This is a genomic window from Methylocaldum gracile, assembly GCF_053646815.1.
In genome coordinates this window covers 4,404,014-4,424,857 of sequence record NZ_CM132196.1, presented here as the reverse complement: position 1 = coordinate 4,424,857, position 20,844 = coordinate 4,404,014, and the positions used below count along the sequence as shown (strand labels likewise).

Annotated in this window: 23 protein-coding genes; 5 read left to right on the top strand and 18 right to left on the bottom strand. The window is 58.9% G+C overall.

What is annotated here, in order from left to right:
• Window positions 1-69 precede the first annotated feature (69 nt).
• A complete protein-coding gene (locus ACWJJK_RS19585; protein ID WP_077730018.1) occupies window positions 70-813 on the bottom strand; it encodes a DUF695 domain-containing protein in 744 nt (247 codons plus the stop codon).
• Between the two features lie 605 nt (window positions 814-1,418).
• On the opposite strand from ACWJJK_RS19585, the gene ltrA (ACWJJK_RS19580) reads away from it, so the two are divergent.
• Complete coding sequence (ltrA, locus tag ACWJJK_RS19580; RefSeq protein ID WP_210024370.1) at window positions 1,419-2,753, top strand: group II intron reverse transcriptase/maturase; 1,335 nt, start codon at window positions 1,419-1,421, stop codon at window positions 2,751-2,753.
• A gap of 469 nt (window positions 2,754-3,222) precedes the next feature.
• Here the strand turns inward: ltrA (ACWJJK_RS19580) and ACWJJK_RS19575 are convergent, their stop codons facing one another.
• Complete coding sequence (locus tag ACWJJK_RS19575; protein WP_454128402.1) at window positions 3,223-3,774, bottom strand: carboxymuconolactone decarboxylase family protein; 552 nt, start codon at window positions 3,772-3,774, stop codon at window positions 3,223-3,225.
• Between the two features lie 141 nt (window positions 3,775-3,915).
• On the opposite strand from ACWJJK_RS19575, the gene ACWJJK_RS19570 reads away from it, so the two are divergent.
• Window positions 3,916-4,515, top strand: a complete 600-nt coding sequence (locus ACWJJK_RS19570; RefSeq protein WP_133718439.1) for a TetR/AcrR family transcriptional regulator — start codon at window positions 3,916-3,918, stop codon at window positions 4,513-4,515.
• Window positions 4,516-4,600: 85 nt separating this feature from the next.
• Here ACWJJK_RS19570 and ACWJJK_RS19565 read toward each other — a convergent pair whose 3' ends face one another.
• From ACWJJK_RS19565 to ACWJJK_RS19525, 9 genes are all read right to left on the bottom strand, one after another.
• Window positions 4,601-5,131: a hypothetical protein gene (locus tag ACWJJK_RS19565; RefSeq protein WP_077730021.1), complete on the bottom strand. Its 531-nt coding sequence runs from the start codon at window positions 5,129-5,131 to the stop codon at window positions 4,601-4,603.
• A gap of 30 nt (window positions 5,132-5,161) precedes the next feature.
• Window positions 5,162-5,569, bottom strand: a complete 408-nt coding sequence (locus tag ACWJJK_RS19560) for a DUF4260 domain-containing protein (RefSeq protein ID WP_454129057.1) — start codon at window positions 5,567-5,569, stop codon at window positions 5,162-5,164.
• A 170-nt stretch (window positions 5,570-5,739) separates the two neighbouring features.
• Window positions 5,740-6,408 (bottom strand): Type 1 glutamine amidotransferase-like domain-containing protein, encoded by a 669-nt coding sequence (locus ACWJJK_RS19555; RefSeq protein ID WP_086135665.1) that lies wholly within the window; start codon window positions 6,406-6,408, stop codon window positions 5,740-5,742.
• A gap of 173 nt (window positions 6,409-6,581) precedes the next feature.
• Window positions 6,582-7,067 carry a VOC family protein gene (locus ACWJJK_RS19550; protein ID WP_086135666.1) on the bottom strand — a complete coding sequence of 162 codons (486 nt, stop codon included), beginning with the start codon at window positions 7,065-7,067 and terminating at the stop codon, window positions 6,582-6,584.
• A 37-nt stretch (window positions 7,068-7,104) separates the two neighbouring features.
• The gene (locus ACWJJK_RS19545; protein WP_133718434.1) at window positions 7,105-7,749 is read right to left on the bottom strand and encodes a hypothetical protein; all 645 of its coding nucleotides are present in this window, start codon (window positions 7,747-7,749) and stop codon (window positions 7,105-7,107) included.
• A gap of 16 nt (window positions 7,750-7,765) precedes the next feature.
• Window positions 7,766-8,191, bottom strand: coding sequence for a hypothetical protein (locus tag ACWJJK_RS19540; protein WP_133718433.1), 426 nt, complete (start codon window positions 8,189-8,191; stop codon window positions 7,766-7,768).
• A 14-nt stretch (window positions 8,192-8,205) separates the two neighbouring features.
• The gene (locus ACWJJK_RS19535; protein ID WP_434131928.1) at window positions 8,206-8,862 is read right to left on the bottom strand and encodes a DJ-1/PfpI family protein; all 657 of its coding nucleotides are present in this window, start codon (window positions 8,860-8,862) and stop codon (window positions 8,206-8,208) included.
• A gap of 92 nt (window positions 8,863-8,954) precedes the next feature.
• Window positions 8,955-9,602, bottom strand: coding sequence for a LysE family translocator (locus ACWJJK_RS19530; RefSeq protein ID WP_077730030.1), 648 nt, complete (start codon window positions 9,600-9,602; stop codon window positions 8,955-8,957).
• Window positions 9,603-9,745: 143 nt separating this feature from the next.
• Window positions 9,746-10,063: a hypothetical protein gene (locus ACWJJK_RS19525; RefSeq protein ID WP_166642655.1), complete on the bottom strand. Its 318-nt coding sequence runs from the start codon at window positions 10,061-10,063 to the stop codon at window positions 9,746-9,748.
• 1,506 nt (window positions 10,064-11,569) lie between these two features.
• Between ACWJJK_RS19525 and ltrA (ACWJJK_RS19520) the strand changes: the two genes are divergently transcribed.
• Window positions 11,570-12,904, top strand: coding sequence for a group II intron reverse transcriptase/maturase (gene ltrA, locus ACWJJK_RS19520; protein WP_434131930.1), 1,335 nt, complete (start codon window positions 11,570-11,572; stop codon window positions 12,902-12,904).
• 209 nt (window positions 12,905-13,113) lie between these two features.
• On the opposite strand, the gene ACWJJK_RS19515 is transcribed toward ltrA (ACWJJK_RS19520), so the two are convergent.
• The 4 genes from ACWJJK_RS19515 to ACWJJK_RS19500 all read right to left on the bottom strand — a co-directional run bounded on the left by ACWJJK_RS19515 (window position 13,114) and on the right by ACWJJK_RS19500 (window position 15,676).
• Window positions 13,114-13,860: a methyltransferase domain-containing protein gene (locus tag ACWJJK_RS19515; protein WP_434131931.1), complete on the bottom strand. Its 747-nt coding sequence runs from the start codon at window positions 13,858-13,860 to the stop codon at window positions 13,114-13,116.
• Window positions 13,861-14,116: 256 nt separating this feature from the next.
• Entirely contained in the window at window positions 14,117-14,281 is a 165-nt protein-coding gene (locus ACWJJK_RS19510) for a helix-turn-helix domain-containing protein (RefSeq protein ID WP_434131934.1), read from the bottom strand.
• Window positions 14,282-14,761: 480 nt separating this feature from the next.
• Window positions 14,762-15,235: a hypothetical protein gene (locus tag ACWJJK_RS19505; protein WP_434131936.1), complete on the bottom strand. Its 474-nt coding sequence runs from the start codon at window positions 15,233-15,235 to the stop codon at window positions 14,762-14,764.
• A 150-nt stretch (window positions 15,236-15,385) separates the two neighbouring features.
• A complete protein-coding gene (locus tag ACWJJK_RS19500; RefSeq protein WP_434131937.1) occupies window positions 15,386-15,676 on the bottom strand; it encodes a hypothetical protein in 291 nt (96 codons plus the stop codon).
• A gap of 128 nt (window positions 15,677-15,804) precedes the next feature.
• Here ACWJJK_RS19500 and ACWJJK_RS19495 point away from each other — a divergent pair, with 128 nt between their 5' ends.
• Both ACWJJK_RS19495 and ACWJJK_RS19490 read left to right on the top strand, forming a co-directional pair.
• On the top strand, window positions 15,805-16,359 hold the full coding sequence (locus ACWJJK_RS19495; RefSeq protein ID WP_442777816.1) for a phage integrase N-terminal SAM-like domain-containing protein: 555 nt from the start codon (window positions 15,805-15,807) through the stop codon (window positions 16,357-16,359).
• 22 nt (window positions 16,360-16,381) lie between these two features.
• Window positions 16,382-17,029: an integron integrase gene (locus tag ACWJJK_RS19490; protein ID WP_442777817.1), complete on the top strand. Its 648-nt coding sequence runs from the start codon at window positions 16,382-16,384 to the stop codon at window positions 17,027-17,029.
• Window positions 17,030-17,049: 20 nt separating this feature from the next.
• Here ACWJJK_RS19490 and ACWJJK_RS19485 read toward each other — a convergent pair whose 3' ends face one another.
• From ACWJJK_RS19485 to ftsH, 3 genes are read right to left on the bottom strand one after another with little or no spacing between them, the layout of a single operon-like run.
• Window positions 17,050-18,600: a phospholipase D family protein gene (locus ACWJJK_RS19485; RefSeq protein ID WP_454128401.1), complete on the bottom strand. Its 1,551-nt coding sequence runs from the start codon at window positions 18,598-18,600 to the stop codon at window positions 17,050-17,052.
• Window positions 18,593-18,811 carry a hypothetical protein gene (locus tag ACWJJK_RS19480; RefSeq protein WP_454128400.1) on the bottom strand — a complete coding sequence of 73 codons (219 nt, stop codon included), beginning with the start codon at window positions 18,809-18,811 and terminating at the stop codon, window positions 18,593-18,595. Before ACWJJK_RS19480 ends, ACWJJK_RS19485 begins: the two co-directional genes overlap by 8 nt.
• On the bottom strand, window positions 18,808-20,835 hold the full coding sequence (ftsH, locus tag ACWJJK_RS19475; protein ID WP_454128399.1) for an ATP-dependent zinc metalloprotease FtsH: 2,028 nt from the start codon (window positions 20,833-20,835) through the stop codon (window positions 18,808-18,810). The genes ACWJJK_RS19480 and ftsH overlap by 4 nt, the downstream gene beginning before the upstream one ends.
• Between the last annotated feature and the right edge of the window lie 9 nt (window positions 20,836-20,844).

The following is a 20,844-nucleotide window of genomic DNA, read 5'->3' as shown; positions in this document are numbered from 1 at the left end:
ACCGCCCGGTGCGGACCCGCATGCCGTGGTGGTGTGGGGACTGGGGGTTAGAAACCCCTGGTTACCCGATTAGCGGACAACCTCGGTCTCCCAGCCATCGTACTCTCCGCCATAATCTCGAGCTGCCCGGAACAACGGGATGGTAAGATCGTCTATGTTAGCGATTGATGGGACGCCGATGCAGGACAGCCTGATACCGTAACTGTTTTGATCGGATTCCGGTTCGATCAATGCTACTGTTGTGTAGCCGAGCGTTGCTGCGTGACTCGAGAACTTCTGACGCGAGTCTGAATCAGGAAAATATACCCAGTGCTCGATGGGTCTCTCCTTTTCGAGACGGTCGCCGTTTCTTTCGAGGGCCTCGCAGGTTCGACGATTCTGAATGCGCTCTCGGTCTTCATCTGACGGATACAGAAACCTGAAGTAGGCGTTCCAATCAGGGTCGCTTCGCGTGCCATACTCGAACTCATAGGAAGGAAAAGCTTTCATGACATCTGCGACTCGTTCCGCCCAACCCTCGGCGGTGCGAGCATAGAAGTAAAGGTCGCGACACCCGTTAGAGGTGCTTCGGCCAACATAAAGCGCCGTTCCATCTCCCCGCAATGATTCCAGGGCGTCTTCTAGAGACTTGAGGGTTTCGAACTCGACTTGACTCGACAGACCATCATCTCGCGGCGCCTGCATATGAGTGCGGACATAGGCCATCACCGAATACTCGGCCATGGGTGCTTCTTTGGCTATACCAAGGTCCACGAAGATGGATGCCGGCTTGTTGTCTACACTGCAGAAATAGAAGTCCCAATCGTCGCTCATGATCTTTCTTATTCGCTAAGTTTGAGGTAACCGGCCGCCGGAGCCCGAAGGGCGGAGGGAACCCGCAAGCGCAGCTTGCGGGCGGTCCGGTTGACCGAGAGGTGTACGCCCGACATGGGCATGAACTGATGGGGTGAGAGTCCCCTGTAGGAGTACCTGTAATGCCCATTCTTTGGGCCAATGTAACTACTAGCCGACGGCAAGGGCAACTCCGCGAGGAGTGGTCTGAAGGAAGCCCGAGCGCAAAGGTGCGAGCCGACGAACAGAAACCGCATAGAAGGCTCAGTCTCCGGGTGAGTCAGCACATGATGACGAAACCCGCCGGGTACGGGAGATAGGGTAAATGCGGCGGTTGTGCGCTGAAAGCTCATGTTCTTATTCGGGGAGATCTGTCCGGCGAGCGGCTGGGACAGGTTATGGGAGTCGGACTGAGGTCCAGGGCGAAAGCCTTGGAATAGCCACCGGACCCTACGACCTGTCTTTGGCAGCGCGTTCTGCGGCAACGCAGGGTGTGACCGGGCAGAAGTCAGCAGAGGCCATACTAGCCGCATCGGCCTGGAAGACCGGACGGTGAAGGGCCGAACACAAGAAGACAAGGAGGAGCCGTGAGCGACTCGGTATCGACGATGAACCCGACCGGGGGAGCCGATGTCCGGCGTGGCGTCACGCAGCCAGCCTTGCACGACGATCTGATGGAGCGGGTGTTGGACCGTGCGAACCTGCGACGGGCCTGGAAGCGGGTGAAGGCCAATCGGGGTGCGCCCGGCATGGACGGGATGCGCATCGAGGACTTCGCCGAGTTTGCGCGCTCGCATTGGGCCGAGATTCGCCAGCAACTGGCCGATGGCAGTTATCAACCCCAAGCGGTACGACGGGTGTCGATCCCGAAGCCGGGAGGGGGCGAACGACTGCTGGGTATCCCGACCGTCATGGACCGGGTGATCCAGCAGGCCATCGCGCAAGTATTGACGCCGATCTTCGACCCCGGCTTTTCGGAGTCGAGTTTTGGTTTCCGACCGGGACGCTCCGCCCATGGAGCGTTGAGGCAGGTACAAGGTCATCTTCAGGCCGGCTACCGCATCGCCTGTGACCTGGACTTGGCGAAATTTTTCGACAACGTCCGGCACGATGTCTTGATGGCTCGTGTGGCCCGCAAGGTTGGCGACAAGCGGCTGTTGGCGCTGGTTGGCCGGTATTTGCGGGCGGGTGTTCTGGTCGGCGAGTCCATCCAGGTAACGGCGTTGGGGACGCCGCAAGGCGGACCGCTGTCGCCGTTGCTCGCCAACATCCTGTTGGATGACTTGGACAAGGAACTGGAAGGGCGTGGCCACCGGTTCGTCCGCTATGCGGACGACCTGCTGATCTTGGTCAAAAGTCAGCGGGCCGGCGAGCGGGTGAAGGATAGCGTCACGCGCTTCCTGACCGGCACGCTCAAACTGGTGGTCAACGAGCAGAAGAGCCGGGTGGTCAAAACCGACCAGGCCAAGTTTCTCGGATTCAATTTCCGGGGAACCAAGCTGCGTTGGGGCGACCGGGCATTCGAGGACTTCAAACACAACATCCGGACACTGACCGGGCGTAGCTGGGGTGTCTCGATGGCTCACCGGTTTTACAAGCTCGCCCAGTATATCCGCGGTTGGATGGGCTACTTCGGCATTTCGGACTACTACCGCCCGATCCCCGAACTCGACCACTGGCTTCGACGCCGGGTACGCATGTGCTACTGGAAACAGTGGCGCTACGTGCGTACCAAGGTCAAGAACCTGTTGGGTTTGGGGACGAGCAAGCGCCAGGCAATCCTGACGGCGATCAGCAGCAAGAGCTACTGGCATCTGTCGCGGACGCTGGCGACGCAGACCGGGATGACCAACCAATGGCTGAAGACCCAGGGGCTGATCACTATCCGTGATCTTTGGATGAAGGCCCATGGCTACACCTGACATCGTCGTGTGCTCCCTTTTCGTGAACCGCCCGGTGCGGACCCGCATGCCGTGGTGGTGTGGGGACTGGGGGTTAGAAACCCCTGGTTACCCGATTAGGCGGATGCCCGCAGTTTGTGCGGATTTCTATTTGGGCATGTTTGGTCACTGCATCTCTCCGGGATGGTTTTTGTTCCCATGACCATTAGTGCACCACATTTCTTTCCGTCGCGCATGAACGAGCATCTTTTTCCCGTTGGACGCTCGGGTAGCCAGTAATCGCACACCTTGGACGTGCACTTGTAAATAGGACCGAAACGGCCCCGAGCGACTTCCAAAGTACCTTGTTTACAGCTTGGACATGGTACCCCGGTCGGAGGAAGACCAGCGTGTGCGCATTCTTTGTCAGCCATCGTCGGCGCTCCTGAGTTCGGTTAGGGAATAGCTGGCGCAAGCGGTATTCCGATTGCGCCAGCAAATACTTCGGGGATTAGGCCGTGCCTTCCGCCATTGCAATGAACTCGGGATTAGGTACGGCACCGGCCAAGTGATTGCTATAGTTGGTGAGCGTTTTCAGGGCCACCCCCATCACCACCTCAAATACCTGAGCCTTGGTGTAGCCTGACACGAGGAATTTCTGCACATCTTCTTCTTTGACCCACCCCTTTTCTTCCACGACCTTGCGAGTGAAGTCGCGCAGCGCATTGAGCTTCCGGTCGGGCAGTGGCGCAAGGGCAATAACCGCCTTCAAGACAGCGCCATCAACTTCGGCCCTACGTCCCAACGCGGTGTGTACCGTCTTGCAATAGCTGCACCCGTTTAGCGTGCTGACGGTAAGCAAAACGACCTGCCTTTCCTGCGGCGTCAGCGAAACCTTGTCGAAGGCCCTGTCGAGGTTCAGCACGGCATCGAGAACCAGAGGCGATTCGGACACATAGGCCCCCAGATTCGGAATGAAGCCGTATAGGTCCTTGACTTTCGCCAGAACTTCTGCGGCACCTGCCGGCGCGGTCATGTCTGAGTGTTGAGTGAAGATGCTCATGATTTCTCCGGAAAATGTAGTTGAGTATGCCGGCAAGCCCTCCGACTAGACCGGTCGGTACAGACTAGCTCAGAGTAGACAGACCGGTCAACTGTTGGTAACGTTGCACCATGACTCAGCAAGAATTAGGGATAACCCAAAATGAAACCCGCAGAATCACTCGATACGCGTGACCGTCTGCTCCAAACAGCCGCCGCCCTGATGTGGGAACGCAGCTTCCAAGCTACCGGGGTTGATGAGTTGTGCCAGCGTGCGAACGCAAAGAAAGGCAGCTTCTATCACTTCTTTCCCTCAAAGTCCGATCTTGCGGTTGCGGCCATGGAAAGCTTTTGGGAACACGCAAGAGCTGGGATTTTTGAGCCAGTCTTTTCAGGCTCGGAGAGTGGCCTGACTCAGCTTCGTGAGCTGATTGAAAGAATTCATGAATTGCAGGTCCAAGTCTCCGCTGAAAAGGGAGGAGTTCTAGGGTGCCCCTTCGGCAACTTGGGACAGGAGATGGCGCGCCAGGACGAGAAAATACGAGAGGCGTTGCAGAAGATTTTCGACTCTCACTGCCAGTTCATCGAAGCCGCGCTTATCCGCGCGGAACAGGCAGGTGAAATCCCGGCGGGTGATAACCGGCAACGAGCGAAAAACATATTCGCCTTGCTGGAGGGGGCGCTCCTATTGGCAAAGGTCGCAAACGACCCGCAGATATTTCGCCGCGTGATATCGGCGGTGACAGTTGTTGCAGCCGCCTAACGTTTGAGGTGAGGGGCCGCCGGAGCGGCGTAGCCGCGGAGGGAACCTGCAAGCGCAGCTTGCAGGTTCCCTCTCGACCGAATGGTTAGGGGTGTGGCTTTTCGTCGGAAAGCCCTTGTTCGCTCTTCTGAAGAATCTGTGGGACGAGGCGTTCTGAGAAACCAGCAATAAATGCCCAGAAGAGAAGCTTTGCTACATCCTGCCCTGATGCTGGATAGGTAGAGTTGATGAATCTGATCAGGTCGTCTGCTGTTGGTAGAGGCTCAGAAAATGGGGGAAATGCAAAATGAGGAAAGAGTGGTCCGTTCAAGATTTCACTCAAAAAGCCCACGTATAGAACGAGAGAGAATATCCCACCGTAGATTGGAATTAGCAGAATCTGAAACCATGACCGGGACAATAGTTCAAGTTCTTCATCGGCAAGCTTCTTCAGGCGTTGCTGGATGCTTACAAAACCACCAAGTAGTCCGCAACCAAAGCATAACCACGACACCATGAGTCGTTGGTGAAAGAGGAATGACAGCCCGAATATCGAAACCACTATCACGAGAGCGCAGGCTGTCATGAGAATAAGCCGCTTAGTAATTGTGTGGAGCTTTTCAGTTCGGCTGGACATAAGGCTTCCTTCTGCGTGAGCCCCTAACGTTCAAATTGAGGGGCGCGCCGTTTTTGGCGCGTCCCTCTCGAATGCAGGGTTAGGAGCGGGCCTGGCAAACCGACCGATAATGCCGAGATGGGTAAAACCAAACCCCACTGAATACTTGAGCCCGTAACCTAGAGCACGGTCAAAGCCAATGTGGGCGCACCATATGACGCCCGCACATGAAAGCACGGGGGCAGGGAGGAGGAGCCCTACGAGAAGACAGGCAATCGCACCGATATACGAGTGTGCGGCATTGTAGGTTATGGCACCAACCCGTGCCCCAGCGAGATAACCTAGAAACGAAACGTCCGGGGTGAGAAAGAACAATGCAAACGTACCCCAGCTAAAGCCCAATTTCGAGTAAGCAAGCACCGCTGCGAGGAGAACACACAGCCCCTCAAGTCGAAGCATTAAACGTACAGCACCTGTAGTTTCACCGGACATTTGATCTCCTTGCATAGCGCCCAAAGTTTGAGTTCACCCGAGTGCCGCAGCGGGTGAAGCCCGCTGCAAGAGCGAACCATGAGTAGGCTGCATTGCCTGCCACCTCATCACCTTCCAGCCAACTCTCACCCCGCCCATTAGGGCGTAAATCGTTTCCAATGGCCTTCGGAGACAACCTCGACCATGCCATCGATCACTTTGATGGCGGTCTGATCGTCCATGGCGTACGCCGGCACACGCATGCCGGCGGCCCATTTTTCCGCGTGAGCCATGGAATTCTCCGGCAGCATCTCGTGATCGAGGTGTGGAAACATCGAAAAATCCACCAGTCCTAATGTTTCATCGCCACCGGTGGGCGGCTTCCAGCGGACGAAGTCCTCCCCGATGCTGGGGGCCATCACCATGCTCCCGGCGCTCAGTCCCACGTAAACCGTCTCGCGCAGTGACGGCAAGAGGCTTGCCAGTCCTGATTGCCGCATCCAATAACACAGGTACAAGGGATCGCCGCCTCCCACCAGCAGGACGTCAGTTGCCTGGACCATGGGGACCCAATGCTCTTTATCGATGCTGGGCAGCGCGGTCAGCTCCAGCACTCCCAAGGACTTCCAACCCAATTCGCACATGGGGCAGACGGGATCTCGTCCGCTGATCAGCCGCCATGCGATGTCAGCACCGCCGGGCAAGGCATACGCCGCGGTGGGAATGCAGAGGGCGCTGGACTCGGCAATCGGTTTGCCCAGCAGGTCGAGCAGCGCATTGTGGATGCTCGTGTTCTTGATACCGGCCGAGGTAAGAAGATACTTCACTGAAACTCTCCTTGCAGTTACCGAGAGCGTCCTTTGAGCAGGAACGCGATGGCTGCGGGCTAACGTTTGAGTTAAGTGGCGCGCGTCAGCGCGTCCGCTTGGACGAATTGTTAGCCGCCACCTGACGATCAGAGCGTAAATGTGGCAGGAGGTACCATCGTCCACTTCCCGCTTCAACCACGGCGCGCCGCTTCGATTGCCGCGATGTCGATCTTTCTCATCTGCATCATTGCATCGAATGCACGCTTGGCAGCAGCGCGATCGGGGTCGGTTATCGCTTCTGTCAAAGCCTGTGGGGTAATCTGCCAGGAGAGGCCCCATTTGTCTTTGCACCAGCCGCACGAACTCTCTTCGCCACCGTTGCCCACGATCGCGTTCCAGTAACGATCGGTTTCTGCCTGGTCAGAGGTTGCGACCTGAAAGGAGAACGCTTCGCTGTGCTTAAAGTTGGGTCCGCCATTAAGCCCGAGGCAGGGAATTCCCATGACAGTAAACTCGACCGTCAAAACATCCCCTTGCTTCCCGGATGGAAAGTCCCCCGGTGCGCGATGTACCGCACCAACAGATGAATCGGGGAAGGTCTTCGCGTAAAAACGCGCCGCCTCTTCGGCGTCGCCGTCGTACCAAAGGCAAATCGTGTTCTTTGCTTGCTTCATCATGTCACTTCTCCATGCGCACAGGGGCTAACGACGAAGCTCAGCCGCTGCGCCGCATCGGCGCGGTCGGCTGGAGCGCCTCGTTAGCCATCCACTTTAATTCGAAGTACGGACACCGTTCAATGCTCGGGTCATATGATAGAAGGAGCAGTGCTCGATCAATGTATTCGGGCTTCTGAAAGACGTGCCCATCAAGAAACTTTTCTACTACGTTGCGAGGCAAACCGGGTTCATCCGTATGTATCACAACCATGTAACCATCAGAGTACGGCGGGTCTTTCAGCGCTGGAAAACGCCGATCCTTCTTCGTGATACAGCACGTGAGCGCGTCGATAAACTTCTGTTGGTTCCACTCAGCCCATTCGCTGAGCTTCCTCTCCTTCCGTGCCCGCTTGTACTCGTGGATCATAGGGCCATCAACAAGCTCAGTGACCTCGATGGCGAGCCGCTGACCGCTCTCCCCAAGAGCCTCACAATCCGGAGGATCATTGGGCCGCCGGCGACTCTTTATCTTTGAAAAGAAGAGCGTGCCGTCGGCATGCATTGACTCCGCAAGGGCGACGACTACGCCCCACTCCTCTAGATCTCTATCTATCGCCCATCCGAAGAAATCAGCGTAGCCGCGCGCTTTATCGCGCGCAGCTCGCATCAGGGAAACAATCTCAGCTTGGTCTTCAAGTTTCATGAAACGATGGCTAACGCTATTGCTCAGGCGCGCGGGTTTCCCGCGTCGCCTGCAGCAATTTGTTGGAGGCCAGGATGCGAATTCGATCGACGACAATGGTGGCGCACAGCGCCGCCAACGGAAGGTAGGCGATCGCGATCGGGTAATGTCTTGAATCGGCCCATGAGAAAGCCATCAGCGACGCAATGAGACCACCCAAGATGGCAAGCATCATTCCCAATGACACGGTCCACACCCCGCGCTTTGGGACCCTGACTGCCGTAAGAAGGCAGACCAGAATAACGATGGAAACGACCACTCCGTCAGCGAGCGGCAGGCCTATCGAATCTGCATCTATGGGGTAGACGCCGAGGGAGAGATTGTGCCTTAGCGTGAAGTAGGAGACGACGTTAACTCCGCCAGCCGAAGCGAGGGCTAGGAGCGCTGCAGCCGTAGTCTTCACTCTGGCCTCCAACGTTAAAGCTCACCGGCGGAGCGAAGCGGAGTCCGGTGCAGCGCCTTGTTAGGCGTCATCGTACTGATATATGGCTCGATGTTTTTTATTGCTCTTGAAACGTACTCATCCTTCTCGCCAACCGGGGCAACGTAATGCAATGCTTCCTTGGCGGCTTCTTCGCCCTCGGCGCGGGCAATAATCCATGCGGCTAGATATTGCGACGCGAAACAACCTCCGGCGGTGGCGATGTTGCCCGATGCGTAGAAGGGTTGGTTCAGCACTTCAACCCCAGCTTCTTGTACCCAAGGTTTGGTTGTGAGATCTGTGCATGCAGGAACGTTGGCGAGTATGCCAAGCTTGGCAAGGATGAGCGTGCCGGAGCATTGCGCTCCGATAAGCTGGTGTGCGGGATCCAAGCGCAGAGCCGACATGATGGCTGAGTCATTTACGATCTCTCTCGTTTTGATGCCGCTGCCGACAATGACTGCGTCAGCGGAAGTTGCTTCCGCAAGGGTTGACTGCCCATGCACGGTCACGCCGTTCATTGAAGTGACAGCGCTCTCCGGACAGCAGAGCGTGACGCGCCAATCTGGTTTCTTGATTCGATTGAGCACGCCAAGCGCCACGAGAGAGTCGAGCTCGTTGAAGCCTTGGAAGGTGAGTATGGCGATGTGCATTTTTAATTACCTCGGATTTCGGGCATGACGCCTAACGTAAAGTTGAGTGGCGCGCCGCGTTTGGCGCGTCCCTCTCGAACGCCATGTTGGGCCTATTTGGCACTGCGAGACCCCGCCAGCGCGGTGAAAACGCCGAGGCCAATAAACGCCCCACCCCCAAGCCAACAACCGATACGACGGGCGCCACGAGCGCGCGTCAATGCGGGTGCGACTGCACCGGCAGCTAAGGCATAGGTGCTGTCCGTGACTGCGGCAATTGCAACGAAGATCGAACCGAGCGCCATAGTTTGAAACATCGGCGATGCCTCCGGGCTCAAGAACTGGGGCAGGAACGCAGCGAAGAAAACCGTGGTCTTTGGGTTAAACAGTGCTACAACGAAGCCATCGCGGAAGATGTGGCCAACTGGTGCTGCTTGAGGCACGGAGGTTGAAACCTCGGCTTGTGACTCACGCAACATTTGCACACCAAGATAAACAAGGTAGAAGGCCCCTGCGTACTTGACGACTGTGAAGGCGGCTGAGGAAACAGCAAACAAAGCTGCAAGACCAACAGATGCAGCAAATACATTGCCGAGGTTACCAAAAGCGACAGCAGCCACTGAAACCAGCCCCGAACGGCGGCCTTGGACGAGGCTCCGAGTAACGATGTAGAACACGCCCGGGCCTGGCGTAACTGCGAGCACAACGCTCGCAAGCAAGAATGCGGAAAACAGTGACCAGGATGAAAACAAAGTAGTCATGGTCACTTTCCTTGACAGGCCCAACGGCGAAAGTAACCGGACGCCGCGCGAGGCGGCAGGCTAGAGCGACGACGGTTGCCGGCGGTCCGGTTGACTGGATAGTTAGGGCTGGCGGCCAAAACTGTCTGTATTTTCATAGCCGCTTACCTGGACAAGATGTACTGAATGGCTTGAAGCTTCTCTGCACTCAGACCGTGTAGGTCTTTTTCATCGATCCACTTCTCGCCCAGTAACCTGGCAAATACAAAGATCAGTTGCGAATAGCGGTAATCGTATTTTTCATCAATCGCTCTTCGTTGCTTGGTGAGGTAGTCGTGAACCGCCCAAAGGTCTTCGGGTTTTTCCACCTTCGCGGCCATATCTTTGAACTTGGCCATGATTGAAGCGCATTCCTTCTCGAGCGCTTTATCAAAGGCTCGCCTTGCGACTTTTTTCTCCGAATCAGACCACTTGAAGTCCATGATGACGTAATCCTAAGTTTTTGTTGCCTAACGTTCGCCATAACCGGCGGCAAAAAGTGGCGCGACGAAGAAGCGACGCTTTTTGCCGTCCGAGTTGGTGGCGTTGTTATGCACGCCTGAACCCCGCGCGCACCCACGCCACTGCTACACCCAGCAAGTATAGAGCTAAAGGCACGCCCAACGCCGCCAAGCCCCGCTGCAAGTTTGGCTTGAGGGTGCTCGCAGTTCCTGGGCTGTGCTTCGCGTCAATTTCCGAGAAGCCGTATCTGTATGCGGGATGTTTGTTCAAATATTTGTCATGCGTGGCCTCTACGAGCTGCCTATCCGACATATCGGAGTAAGCGGCCCGCACCGATACTGTGGTGTGGCCACGTAGATCCGTGGACTGTGCGATTAGATACTGGATTAGCTCATTGAACAAGTCGTGATATCTCTGTTCCTCAGAACGCTGCGAAGTGATTGCCACGGACGAGATAACGGCGATCCAGGCGACCGATAGGACGACCCACGCTCTTTGCCACCCGTTGAGTCTCATGTTCTTCTCAGTGCATAACGCTCCGCATTAGCCGCGTCGGCTGCATGCGGTTGCTATGCGAGATTTCGCGCGCATTATCTCCATAGCTCGCAATGGAATAGCCTGCGTCGCACAATTTCATGGAGTACCGACCTTCTTCACGAATCTCCCCTTGGAGTCGAACATGATGTATGTCTTTGAAGGAAGAACTCTCGCGATTCCGCCCTCATCAATGGCGACAATTTTCAGAACTCCAACACTGTAACCTTGGTCCCGTTCCGAGATTTCGATCAGACAAGGTTCGGAACGACTGCAACCGCAGATCTCGGCCGCTTGACGCTCTATTCCTTTTCTCAGTTCATCCGCGGCAGTCGCGCCAGCGACCAGTAGTAGCCCAGCACCCACTAAGTAGCGCAATCGAGAGTTACGCATAACGTCTGAATTCACCGGCCTGCGCGGCTCTTTGCGCAGGTCCGGTGGAATGATGGGTGTACGCCCGACATGGGCATGAACTGATGGGGTGAGAGTCCCCTGTAGGAGTACCTGTAATGCCCATTCTTTGGGCCAATGTAACTACTAGCCGACGGCAAGGGCAACTCCGCGAGGAGTGGTCTGAAGGAAGCCCGAGCGCAAAGGTGCGAGCCGACGAACAGAAACCGCATAGAAGGCTCAGTCTCCGGGTGAGTCAGCACATGATGACGAAACCCGCCGGGTACGGGAGATAGGGTAAATGCGGCGGTTGTGCGCTGAAAGCTCATGTTCTTATTCGGGGAGATCTGTCCGGCGAGCGGCTGGGATAGGTTATGGGAGTCGGACTGAGGTCCAGGGCGAAAGCCTTGGAATAGCCACCGGACCCTACGACCTGTCTTTGGCAGCGCGTTTTGCGGCAACGCAGGGTGTGACCGGGCAGAAGTCAGCAGAGGCCATACTAGCCGCATCGGCCTGGAAGACCGGACGATGAAGGGCCGAACACAAGAAGACAAGGAGGAGCCGTGAGCGACTCGGCATCGGCCGTGAACCCGACCGGGGGAGCCGATGTCCGGCGTGGCGTCACGCAGCCAGCCTTGCACGACGATCTGATGGAGCGGGTGTTGGACCGTGCGAACCTGCGACGGGCCTGGAAGCGGGTGAAGGCCAATCGGGGTGCGCCCGGCATGGACGGGATGCGCATCGAGGACTTCGCCGAGTTTGCGCGCTCGCATTGGGCCGAGATTCGCCAGCAACTGGCCGATGGCAGTTATCAACCCCAAGCGGTACGACGGGTGTCGATCCCGAAGCCGGGAGGGGGCGAACGACTGCTGGGTATCCCGACCGTCATGGACCGGGTGATCCAGCAGGCCATCGCGCAAGTATTGACGCCGATCTTCGACCCCGGCTTTTCGGAGTCGAGTTTTGGTTTCCGACCGGGACGCTCCGCCCATGGAGCGTTGAGGCAGGTACAAGGTCATCTTCAGGCCGGCTACCGCATCGCCTGTGACCTGGACTTGGCGAAATTTTTCGACAACGTCCGGCACGATGTCTTGATGGCTCGTGTGGCCCGCAAGGTTGGCGACAAGCGGCTGTTGGCGCTGGTTGGCCGGTATTTGCGGGCGGGTGTTCTGGTCGGCGAGTCCATCCAGGTAACGGCGTTGGGGACGCCGCAAGGCGGACCGCTGTCGCCGTTGCTCGCCAACATCCTGTTGGATGACTTGGACAAGGAACTGGAAGGGCGTGGCCACCGGTTCGTCCGCTATGCGGACGACCTGCTGATCTTGGTCAAAAGTCAGCGGGCCGGCGAGCGGGTGAAGGATAGCGTCACGCGCTTCCTGACCGGCACGCTCAAACTGGTGGTCAACGAGCAGAAGAGCCGGGTGGTCAAAACCGACCAGGCCAAGTTTCTCGGATTCAATTTCCGGGGAACCAAGCTGCGTTGGGGCGACCGGGCATTCGAGGACTTCAAACACAACATCCGGACACTGACCGGGCGTAGCTGGGGTGTCTCGATGGCTCACCGGTTTTACAAGCTCGCCCAGTATATCCGCGGTTGGATGGGCTACTTCGGCATTTCGGACTACTACCGCCCGATCCCCGAACTCGACCACTGGCTTCGACGCCGGGTACGCATGTGCTACTGGAAACAGTGGCGCTACGTGCGTACCAAGGTCAAGAACCTGTTGGGTTTGGGGACGAGCAAGCGCCAGGCAATCCTGACGGCGATCAGCAGCAAGAGCTACTGGCATCTGTCGCGGACGCTGGCGACGCAGACCGGGATGACCAACCAATGGCTGAAGACCCAGGGGCTGATCACTATCCGTGATCTTTGGATGAAGGCCCATGGCTACACCTGACATCGTCGTGTGCTCCCTTTTCGTGAACCGCCCGGTGCGGACCCGCATGCCGTGGTGGTGTGGGGACTGGGGGTTAGAAACCCCTGGTTACCCGATTAGGCCGATAGCCCAAAGCGCAAAAGCCGGCGCTGGCGAGACGGCGATCAAGCATTTGTTTTGCCTTTCTGTGCTGCGCGAAAGTTGGATACGGCGACCAAGACGCCAACGCATCACCGCGGCATCAGCGCGAACACACCCCAGCCCAGGTATTCACGCGTGTAAGCGGCGTAGCGCTCGGGTTCCGATGTCAGTTTGGCTCGAACATCTTTCGCGAACTCGTCGTCGGGGTTGGCTTCAAGCCATCGGCGCATGGTGAGCCATTTGGCCGCCTCGTATCTATCCCAGCCGTCTTGGTCAGCCAGAACCATTTCAACGACGTCGTAGCCAAGATGGCCGAAAGACGCGAGAAGTTCAGGAAGCATGAGAAAGTCGGAGATTGAGTTGGCAAGACACCCCTTGGCAACATCTTCCGTCGGCGGTAACTGCCGCCAGTAGGGTTCGCCGATGAGGATGATCCCTCCGGTGCGCAAGCTCCGCGCCAGAAGCTCGATAGTGCCGACGACTCCCCCGGCGATCCAAGTGGCACCGACACAGGCTGCCACACCGACCTTCTCGTTGGAGACGTAGCCCGCAGCATCGCCATGGATGAACTTGACTTGATCGGCGACGCCGAGTTCTACGGCACGGAATTTCGCTTGCTCTGTGAACAACTGGCTCATGTCGATGCCGGTGCCGATGACGCCGTGATCGCGTGCCCAGGTGCACAGCATCTCCCCCGAACCGCTGCCGAGGTCGAGCACTCGGGTCCCCCTTTCCAGACGCAGCGCCGCGCCGAGAGTGGCAAGCTTTTCGGGTGTGAACGGGTTATGGATGCGGTGAGCACTTTCGGTGATGTTGAAGATGCGTGGAATATCCATTGTGGAAAATTTCCTTACGAGTGTGAATAGATTCGGTCATGGCCTAACGATGAAGCTGGAGCGCGCCGCTGCCGCGGCCTGAAATGGGCGCAATGCTTACCGGCGTCGCTTCAAGCGCCTTGTTGGGCGATCTATGGCCGAAAGCGCTCGAAGTCCACATCCGCATACCCATTGGGACGGTAAGTCACCGTCGTCGTGGTGTTATCACTTAACGCAACAAAGGCGTAGAATCAGGGTCAGGTCTTGCAAAGTCACATCATTCCCCATGCATGGATTCGTAGGCTTTCACCGCCCGACTCACGGTGGCGTAGTGCACGCCAAATTCCCGGGCGATGGCTTTCATCGCATAATCGCCGGTGAGATAGGCCAGCGCCATGCCGGTGCGCGGATCGCCGGCATATTCCGTTCGATAATGCGCCAAGGGCTTCGCCAACGGCCGCCGTTGAATGTCCTCGCGCCTATCGCCACGGGACGTGATGTGGGGGGAGATGACAGAGCGGGGTGTGGGCGTGCAAGACCTGACCCCGGTGGCGGTGCAGGGCGAAGCGCAGTCTTGGCCCGCAGAGCAGCGGAGAGACGCTCCCACGAACGGTCAAAAGGTTGGGTGCGCTGGTTGTTACACAGAGAGCACAGTCGAGCACCGGATTTCAATAGGTTTACGTTTAGCCCTTTGACTGGAACGTTTCTTTGAGACGCGGCATGCCGATACAACGGGCGATTTTGAGAGACGTGACCAAAGATCGCGCTTAAGTCCGACTTTTTAATTGTGTGCTCGCCTGTGCGAGCTTCGTCACCACAGACCCAGCACTTCATCGGCGGTATGAAACATAACGTCTGCGCTCAGGCGCGTGCGTCCCGCACGTCGCCTGCAGCGCGTTGTTGGGCATTTGTCGTACTTGGCTCAAGATTCCCCTTCCGCGAGCTTACCAATCTCCAGCCACATCTCCGCCGCAAGCGATTCCACCTCATCCGCAAACTCCTTCGCAGCAGCTAGATCTATGATTCGACCGCCACGAGCAGTTGCTATGCAACGCTCGAGAGCAAAGTCCCCGGATGCTTCGTGGGCGAACACGTTTAGCATCACGGGGTTGTGCGCGATGTCGTTGCGTGTTTGCGCAAGGACTCGAGCACGCTTCAGCATGCGGATGAACTCCGCAATGCGCGCTGATTGCTTCTCGCGACCTTCCAACATTTCAACGATCAGATCGACGCGAAGGGCGAAGCCTAGCCTTGATGATGTATCTGCGATCTTCTCGTTCGGCAGATGCGCCAGGCACTTGTAGGTGATGAGCTCGAGCTCACCAAAACCAACAATCGCTTTTCCGACAATGGCGTGCCATTCCCCCATCTCGCGAACGTGCTGCTCCAAGCTCATTGGCTTACCCATCGCTTCATGCCCAACGCTCACGCTAACCCGCCGGCACCGCGCACGCGCGGTGCGAACCCAAAGGCGTTAGCCTTTGGGCGGTCGGTGTTGAGCGTGTTGTTAGGCGACTCCACTGACGTTGACGCGCTAGGCTTCACTCTAAAACAGCTCCCATTCTCCACCGGCGCCGTGATAGGTGTCAGCCGACAGTCGAAAGCGCTGCCCGCAGGCAGTACATCGGAAGTAGTGTTCGACATAGTCTGGCCAGGGCGCGACATCGCTAAGCTCACTGAACTCGCCGGATGGGCTGTGCGCCGGTTGCGTGATATCGACCAACGTTCCATCTGCCACATTGGCCCGCAACACCCGGATTGTTTTCGTCAGCTGAGCAGGCGAGAGAATCTCGTGGCGCACGGAGAGTTCTGCACATTTTTGGCACTCCTCTTTCATGTTCTAGCGCCTAACTTTGTATTAGACACCTACCCCAGGTGTATAACACCGGCAGTGAGGTGTATAACTCGGGATGTTCTGTCCTAAACTTTTGTATTTTATAAACTAGTTTCATGTAGACAGGACTCATGACTGAAGCAAATACACCGCCTGCCGCAGGTAGCCCGAAACTGCTGGATCAGGTGCGTGCCCGCGTCAGGGCCAAACACTACAGCATTCGTACGGAAACACAATATGTCCAGTGGATCGGGCGCTTTATTCTCTTTAACGGCAAACGCCATCCCCGTGACATGGGTATCGTCGAGGTGGAAGCGTTTCTGACGCATCTCGCGGTGGAAAGCAAGGTGTCTGCCTCGACGCAAAATCAAGCTTTGGCGGCGCTCTTATTTCTCTATCGAGAGGTATTGCGCCTCGACTTGCCGGGACTGAAGGACGTAGTTCGGGCTAGAGCATTTTCATATCTACTGTACGGGCACTCGCGAGTAGGCCGGGAATCCCTTCCCAATCGCAAACGGCGATTGGAGCGCCGAAGCCCCCCTTCCCGACACCACGTCCCGGCCGAGTGTCTTCGTCGGCAAAGGATTGCCGACCTACGAATGCTTGAATCCATTCACCCGAGCCGAAGGCGCCAACGACGTCCACCAAGCCGGTTCTACCGTACGAGCGCGATGAAAACGCGCTAAGCGGCCGGCGCGGTTGCCGACGGTGCTGACCCGTTCCGAGGTTCAAGCGGTGCTCGCCCGGATGGATGGCGTTTACGGGCTGATGGCGCGCTTGCTCTATGGAACGGGTATGCGATTGATGGAATGCGTGCGCTTGCGGGTGAAGGATGTGGACTTCGAACGGCGTGAAATTCTCATCCGCGATGGCAAGGGAGCCAAGGATCGGGTGACCGTGTTGCCGGAGAGTTTAAGAGTGGCGTTGCAGGCTCACTTTGCGGAGCGCCGCAAGCTGTATGAGCAGGATTCGGCCGAGGGGAAATCCGAGGTGTATCTTCCCGATGCCCTGGCGCGCAAGTATCCTCAAAGGCCGAAAGAGTGGGGCTGGCAGTATGTGTTTCCCTCCGGGAGCTGTTCGAGCGATCCGCGCAGCGGCCGCGAGCGGCGGCATCATGTGGATGAAAAGCTATTGCAGCGGGCCATGAAAAAAGCCGTCCAGGCTGCCAGAATAGCCAAGCCGGCGACGCCGCACACGTTGCGGCATAGTTTTGCCACGCACCTGATCGAAGGGGGCTACGATATCAGAACCGTTCAGGAACTGCTCGGACATAAGGACGTGAGCACCACCATGATTTATACCCATGTGCTGAATCGCGGCGGACAAGGCGTGGTCAGTCCGCTCGATCGGATGTGATCGCCATGATCGACTGCGGCTCACAACAGCCACTCGATGGGCAAGGCCGACAGGAACCGGATGCCGGCGCGCAGCCAGAAGCTCGTGCCGGGTTCCGTGTCGTGCCGCACCCACTCCCCGGACCGGTGCTCGGTCCAGTACAACTGCCCATTGTTTGACAGGCGCACCTGGTATGAGTTGGCGGGAATGCGGCTGTCGAACGCCGTGGAGATATTCCTCGCCAGGGCCGGACTGTCGATGACGAAGCCCATTTCGGTGTTCAGCTTGGCCGAGCGCGGATCGAAATTGAACGAGCCGATGAAAACGCGCGAACCGTCCACCGAGAAGGTTTTCGCGTGCAGGCTCGACGCGGAGCTGCCGGAACTGCCCGGCAGTCCCGCGCGTCGGTTCGTTCGCGGCGACAAGCGCCGCAATTCATAGAGCGTAATGCCCGCTTCGAGCAGCGGTTTGCGCCGCTTCGCATACCCGGCATGCACCGCTGCCACGTCGGTGGCTTCCAGCGAATTGGTCAGTATCGTGACGTTCACGCCGCGTTCCGCCATGCCGACGAATGATTCGACACCCGCGGCGGTGGGCACGAAATAAGCCGATACGAGTTCGACATCCGTGGCCGGTTCGCCGATGATCTCATTCATCTGATGGGGCAAAAGCTCGTCCGACTCGGCCCGGCCGAGCGCCTTGGCGGGGTCGTCGCTGACCATGCGGGCGGGAGCCCACTCCAGTGCCAGGCGGCCTTCCGTCAGTTCGCGCACGAACGGCAATTGGCGTATCGCAGCCATGTAAGCCGCCGCGGCGGGGTCGCGCTCGACCAACGACGCCTGAGATGCGAGCTGCTCCAGCCGCGCGGGGTCGGCCGGCGGCAGCAACAGGCCGACGGGGTAGGACGAACCGCTCGCCCAGTAACGGTCGAAATCGTTCGACACGTCCTCGACGATAGGCCCCACCGCCATCACATCGAGATCCACGAACACCGTACCCTCGGCGGCGTCGAAGTACTCGTCCCCGACATTGCGGCCGCCGATGATCGTGGCTTGATTGTCCGCCGTGAACGACTTGTTGTGCATGCGCCGGTTCAGCCGGGAGAAGTCGGTCAGATACCCGATCAGGCGCGGTTTCCGGATCACGAACGGGTTGAACAGCCGGACTTCGATGTTCGGATGAGCGTCCAGCGCGGCGAGCGTAGGATCGAGCCCGGCGGTGTTGTTGTCGTCGAGCAAGAGGCGCACGCGGACGCCGCGCTCGGCCGCGGCGTGCAGCGCCTCGAACAGCAAGGTGCCCGACCAGTCCTTGCGCCAGATGTAGTACTCGACGTCGAGCGAGCGCTCCGCGGCCCGCGCGAGCAGCATCCGCGCGGCGAACGCGTCGCGCGAATCCGGCAGCGGATAGAGGCCGGATTGTCCCGGATGCGCGGCGACCGCCGAGGAGATCGCCCGCCCGAGCCGGGTGGTGTCGGTGTCGACCAGGGCGGTCGAAACGCTGCGGTTTTCCAGTGACGGCAAAGTGCTGTATCCCTCAAAAAGGCCTACGACCAGGCCAAACGCCAGAATGAAAAACCCGATGCGCCTACTCACGCTCGTTTTGCCCAGTTGCTATCCATGCCGCATCGCCCGCTCGATTGCTCGCGCGCGCAACCAGCTTGCTCGACTCGCGAAGCCACAGCACCGAGCTCGCCACCGCGATGCAGCGCAGCCAGTCGCCCGCGCTCAAGGGCACGGTCGAAAACGCATGCTGCAGAAGCCGATAGGGCACAGTCTCGGGTATCCGAACCGGCGCGGCGCTCATTTTTCTCGCCCGGCCATCGCCAGGGGACGGGTCTCCAGCGGAGGCGCGGGCGGCAGTCCGGTGATCTCGAGGATTTCCTCCTCGCCCAGCGTCTCGCGCGCGAGCAAGGCGTCGACCAGGGCATCGAGCTCCTTGCGATGCGCCTTCAGGAGACTCTTCGCCTGTTCGTGGCTCTCGTTGATGATTCTTTGCACCTCGGCGTCGATGATGCGGGCGGTCTCCTCGCCGAAGGGCTTGGCGCCGACATAGCCTCCGCCGGCGCCGCTCAGGTAGGGATTCTCGCGGGGCGCGAGCTGCACCATCCCGAGCTTGTCGCTCATGCCCCAGCGGGTGACCATGTTGCGGGCGAGCTGGGTGGCCTGCTCGATGTCGTTCTCGGCGCCGGTGGTCCGGGTGCCGTACACGATCTCCTCGGCCGCGCGGCCGCCCAGCATGCCGACGATCTTGGCGCGGAGATACGCTTCCGGATAGTTGTAGCGGTCGGTCTGGGGCCGCTGATACGTCACCCCGAGCGCTTGTCCGCGCGGCACGATGGTGACCCGGTGCACCGGGTCGGCGCCGGGCATCACCAGGCCGAGGATGGCGTGTCCGCTCTCGTGGTAGGCGATGCGCTCCCGGTCCTCGCGGGTCAGGAGGAGCGGGCGCTCGGGGCCAAGCACGATTTTCTCCAGCGCGTCCAGAAAGTCCTTCTGGCGGACCGCGCTCTCTTCGCGCCGGGCCGCCAGCAGCGCCGCCTCGTTGACGAGGTTTTTGAGGTCCGCTCCCGAGAGTCCGGGCGTCGTGGCGGCCAGCTCGTCCAGGCGGACGTCGTCCGCGAGCGGAACCTCGCGGGTGTGAACCTTGAGGATCGCTTCGCGGCCGACCTTGTCCGGGAGGTTCACCACCACGCGCCGGTCGAAGCGTCCGGGCCGGAGCAGCGCCCGGTCGAGCACGTCGGGCTGGTTGGTCGCGGCCAGCACGATGACGCCTTCGCGGCCCGTGAAACCGTCCATCTCGGTGAGGATCTGCTGCAGCGTCTGCTCGTGTTCGCTGGCGGCCCCGATCGCCACCTGGCCGCGCGCGCGGCCTATCGCGTCGATCTCGTCGATGAAGATGATGGCCGGAGCGTGCTCGCGCGCCTGCTTGAACAGATCCCGCACGCGCGCAGCCCCCACGCCGACGATCATCTCCACGAACTCGGCGGCGCTCATCGAAAAGAACGGAACCTCGGCTTCCCCGGCGACGGCCTTCGCCAGCAAGGTCTTTCCGGTCCCCGGCGCGCCGACCAGCAGCACACCCTTCGGCGCGGTTCCGCCCAGGCGGGTGTATTTCTCGGGAGACTTCAGGAAATCCACGATCTCGACCAGTTCGTTCTCCGCCTCGTCGATGCCGGCCACATCGTCGAAGGTGACCCTGGCGCTCGCCTCCTGGTCGTAGCGGCGGGCCTTGCTCCGGCCGATGTTCATGAGTCCGCCCATGCCGCCGCCCTGCTGCACGGCTCGCCGGTAAATCCAGACATAGAAAAGAATGATGAGGATCGCGGGGCCGAAGCCGAACAGAAGCGTGATCCAGGGACTGCCTTCCCGGATCGGCACCGCGCTGATCTCGACCTTGTGCTCGATCAGGAACGCCTCCAGTCCGGGGTCCACGAACGCGGGCAGTTCGGTGGTGAAGGTGTCCGCCGTTTTGGGCTCGGGTTCGGTCAGGCGCCGCTCGTCGGGCGCCACGTCTTCTCTATCTTTCGGCGGCCAGGTGACGGGCGACGCAAACCGGCCCTCGACGCTCGCCCCCTGGCTGTAAATCGCCTCGACGTTTCTCTTCGCGACCTCTTCCTTGAAGGCGGTATAAGGGATGGTGATCGACTCGCCGGGTTCCGGAAAGAGAGACCGCATCAGCAGGTAGTTGATGAGGAGGAGGATCAGGAACGTCAGCCAAATTCTGCGAGGCGCGCCTTGCGGCTGTTCCGGGCGGCGCTCGGCCGGCTGGAAGCGCGGGTCGGGCGCCGAGTCTCGGTTGCGCGGCGCCTTTGGTGTCGGCCAATTCATGGTGCCTCC

Coding starts and splice junctions, on each gene's coding strand:
- ACWJJK_RS19585 (WP_077730018.1), bottom strand. CDS start 813: ATGAGCGACGATTGGGACTTCTATTTCTGCAGTGTAGACAACAAGCCG.
- ACWJJK_RS19575 (WP_454128402.1), bottom strand. CDS start 3,774: ATGAGCATCTTCACTCAACACTCAGACATGACCGCGCCGGCAGGTGCC.
- ACWJJK_RS19570 (WP_133718439.1), top strand. CDS start 3,916: ATGAAACCCGCAGAATCACTCGATACGCGTGACCGTCTGCTCCAAACA.
- ACWJJK_RS19565 (WP_077730021.1), bottom strand. CDS start 5,131: ATGTCCAGCCGAACTGAAAAGCTCCACACAATTACTAAGCGGCTTATT.
- ACWJJK_RS19560 (WP_454129057.1), bottom strand. CDS start 5,569: ATGCTTCGACTTGAGGGGCTGTGTGTTCTCCTCGCAGCGGTGCTTGCT.
- ACWJJK_RS19550 (WP_086135666.1), bottom strand. CDS start 7,067: ATGATGAAGCAAGCAAAGAACACGATTTGCCTTTGGTACGACGGCGAC.
- ACWJJK_RS19545 (WP_133718434.1), bottom strand. CDS start 7,749: ATGAAACTTGAAGACCAAGCTGAGATTGTTTCCCTGATGCGAGCTGCG.
- ACWJJK_RS19535 (WP_434131928.1), bottom strand. CDS start 8,862: ATGCACATCGCCATACTCACCTTCCAAGGCTTCAACGAGCTCGACTCT.
- ACWJJK_RS19530 (WP_077730030.1), bottom strand. CDS start 9,602: ATGACTACTTTGTTTTCATCCTGGTCACTGTTTTCCGCATTCTTGCTT.
- ACWJJK_RS19525 (WP_166642655.1), bottom strand. CDS start 10,063: ATGGACTTCAAGTGGTCTGATTCGGAGAAAAAAGTCGCAAGGCGAGCC.
- ACWJJK_RS19515 (WP_434131931.1), bottom strand. CDS start 13,860: ATGGATATTCCACGCATCTTCAACATCACCGAAAGTGCTCACCGCATC.
- ACWJJK_RS19505 (WP_434131936.1), bottom strand. CDS start 15,235: ATGAGCTTGGAGCAGCACGTTCGCGAGATGGGGGAATGGCACGCCATT.
- ACWJJK_RS19500 (WP_434131937.1), bottom strand. CDS start 15,676: ATGAAAGAGGAGTGCCAAAAATGTGCAGAACTCTCCGTGCGCCACGAG.
- ACWJJK_RS19495 (WP_442777816.1), top strand. CDS start 15,805: ATGACTGAAGCAAATACACCGCCTGCCGCAGGTAGCCCGAAACTGCTG.
- ACWJJK_RS19480 (WP_454128400.1), bottom strand. CDS start 18,811: ATGAGCGCCGCGCCGGTTCGGATACCCGAGACTGTGCCCTATCGGCTT.
- ftsH (WP_454128399.1), bottom strand. CDS start 20,835: ATGAATTGGCCGACACCAAAGGCGCCGCGCAACCGAGACTCGGCGCCC.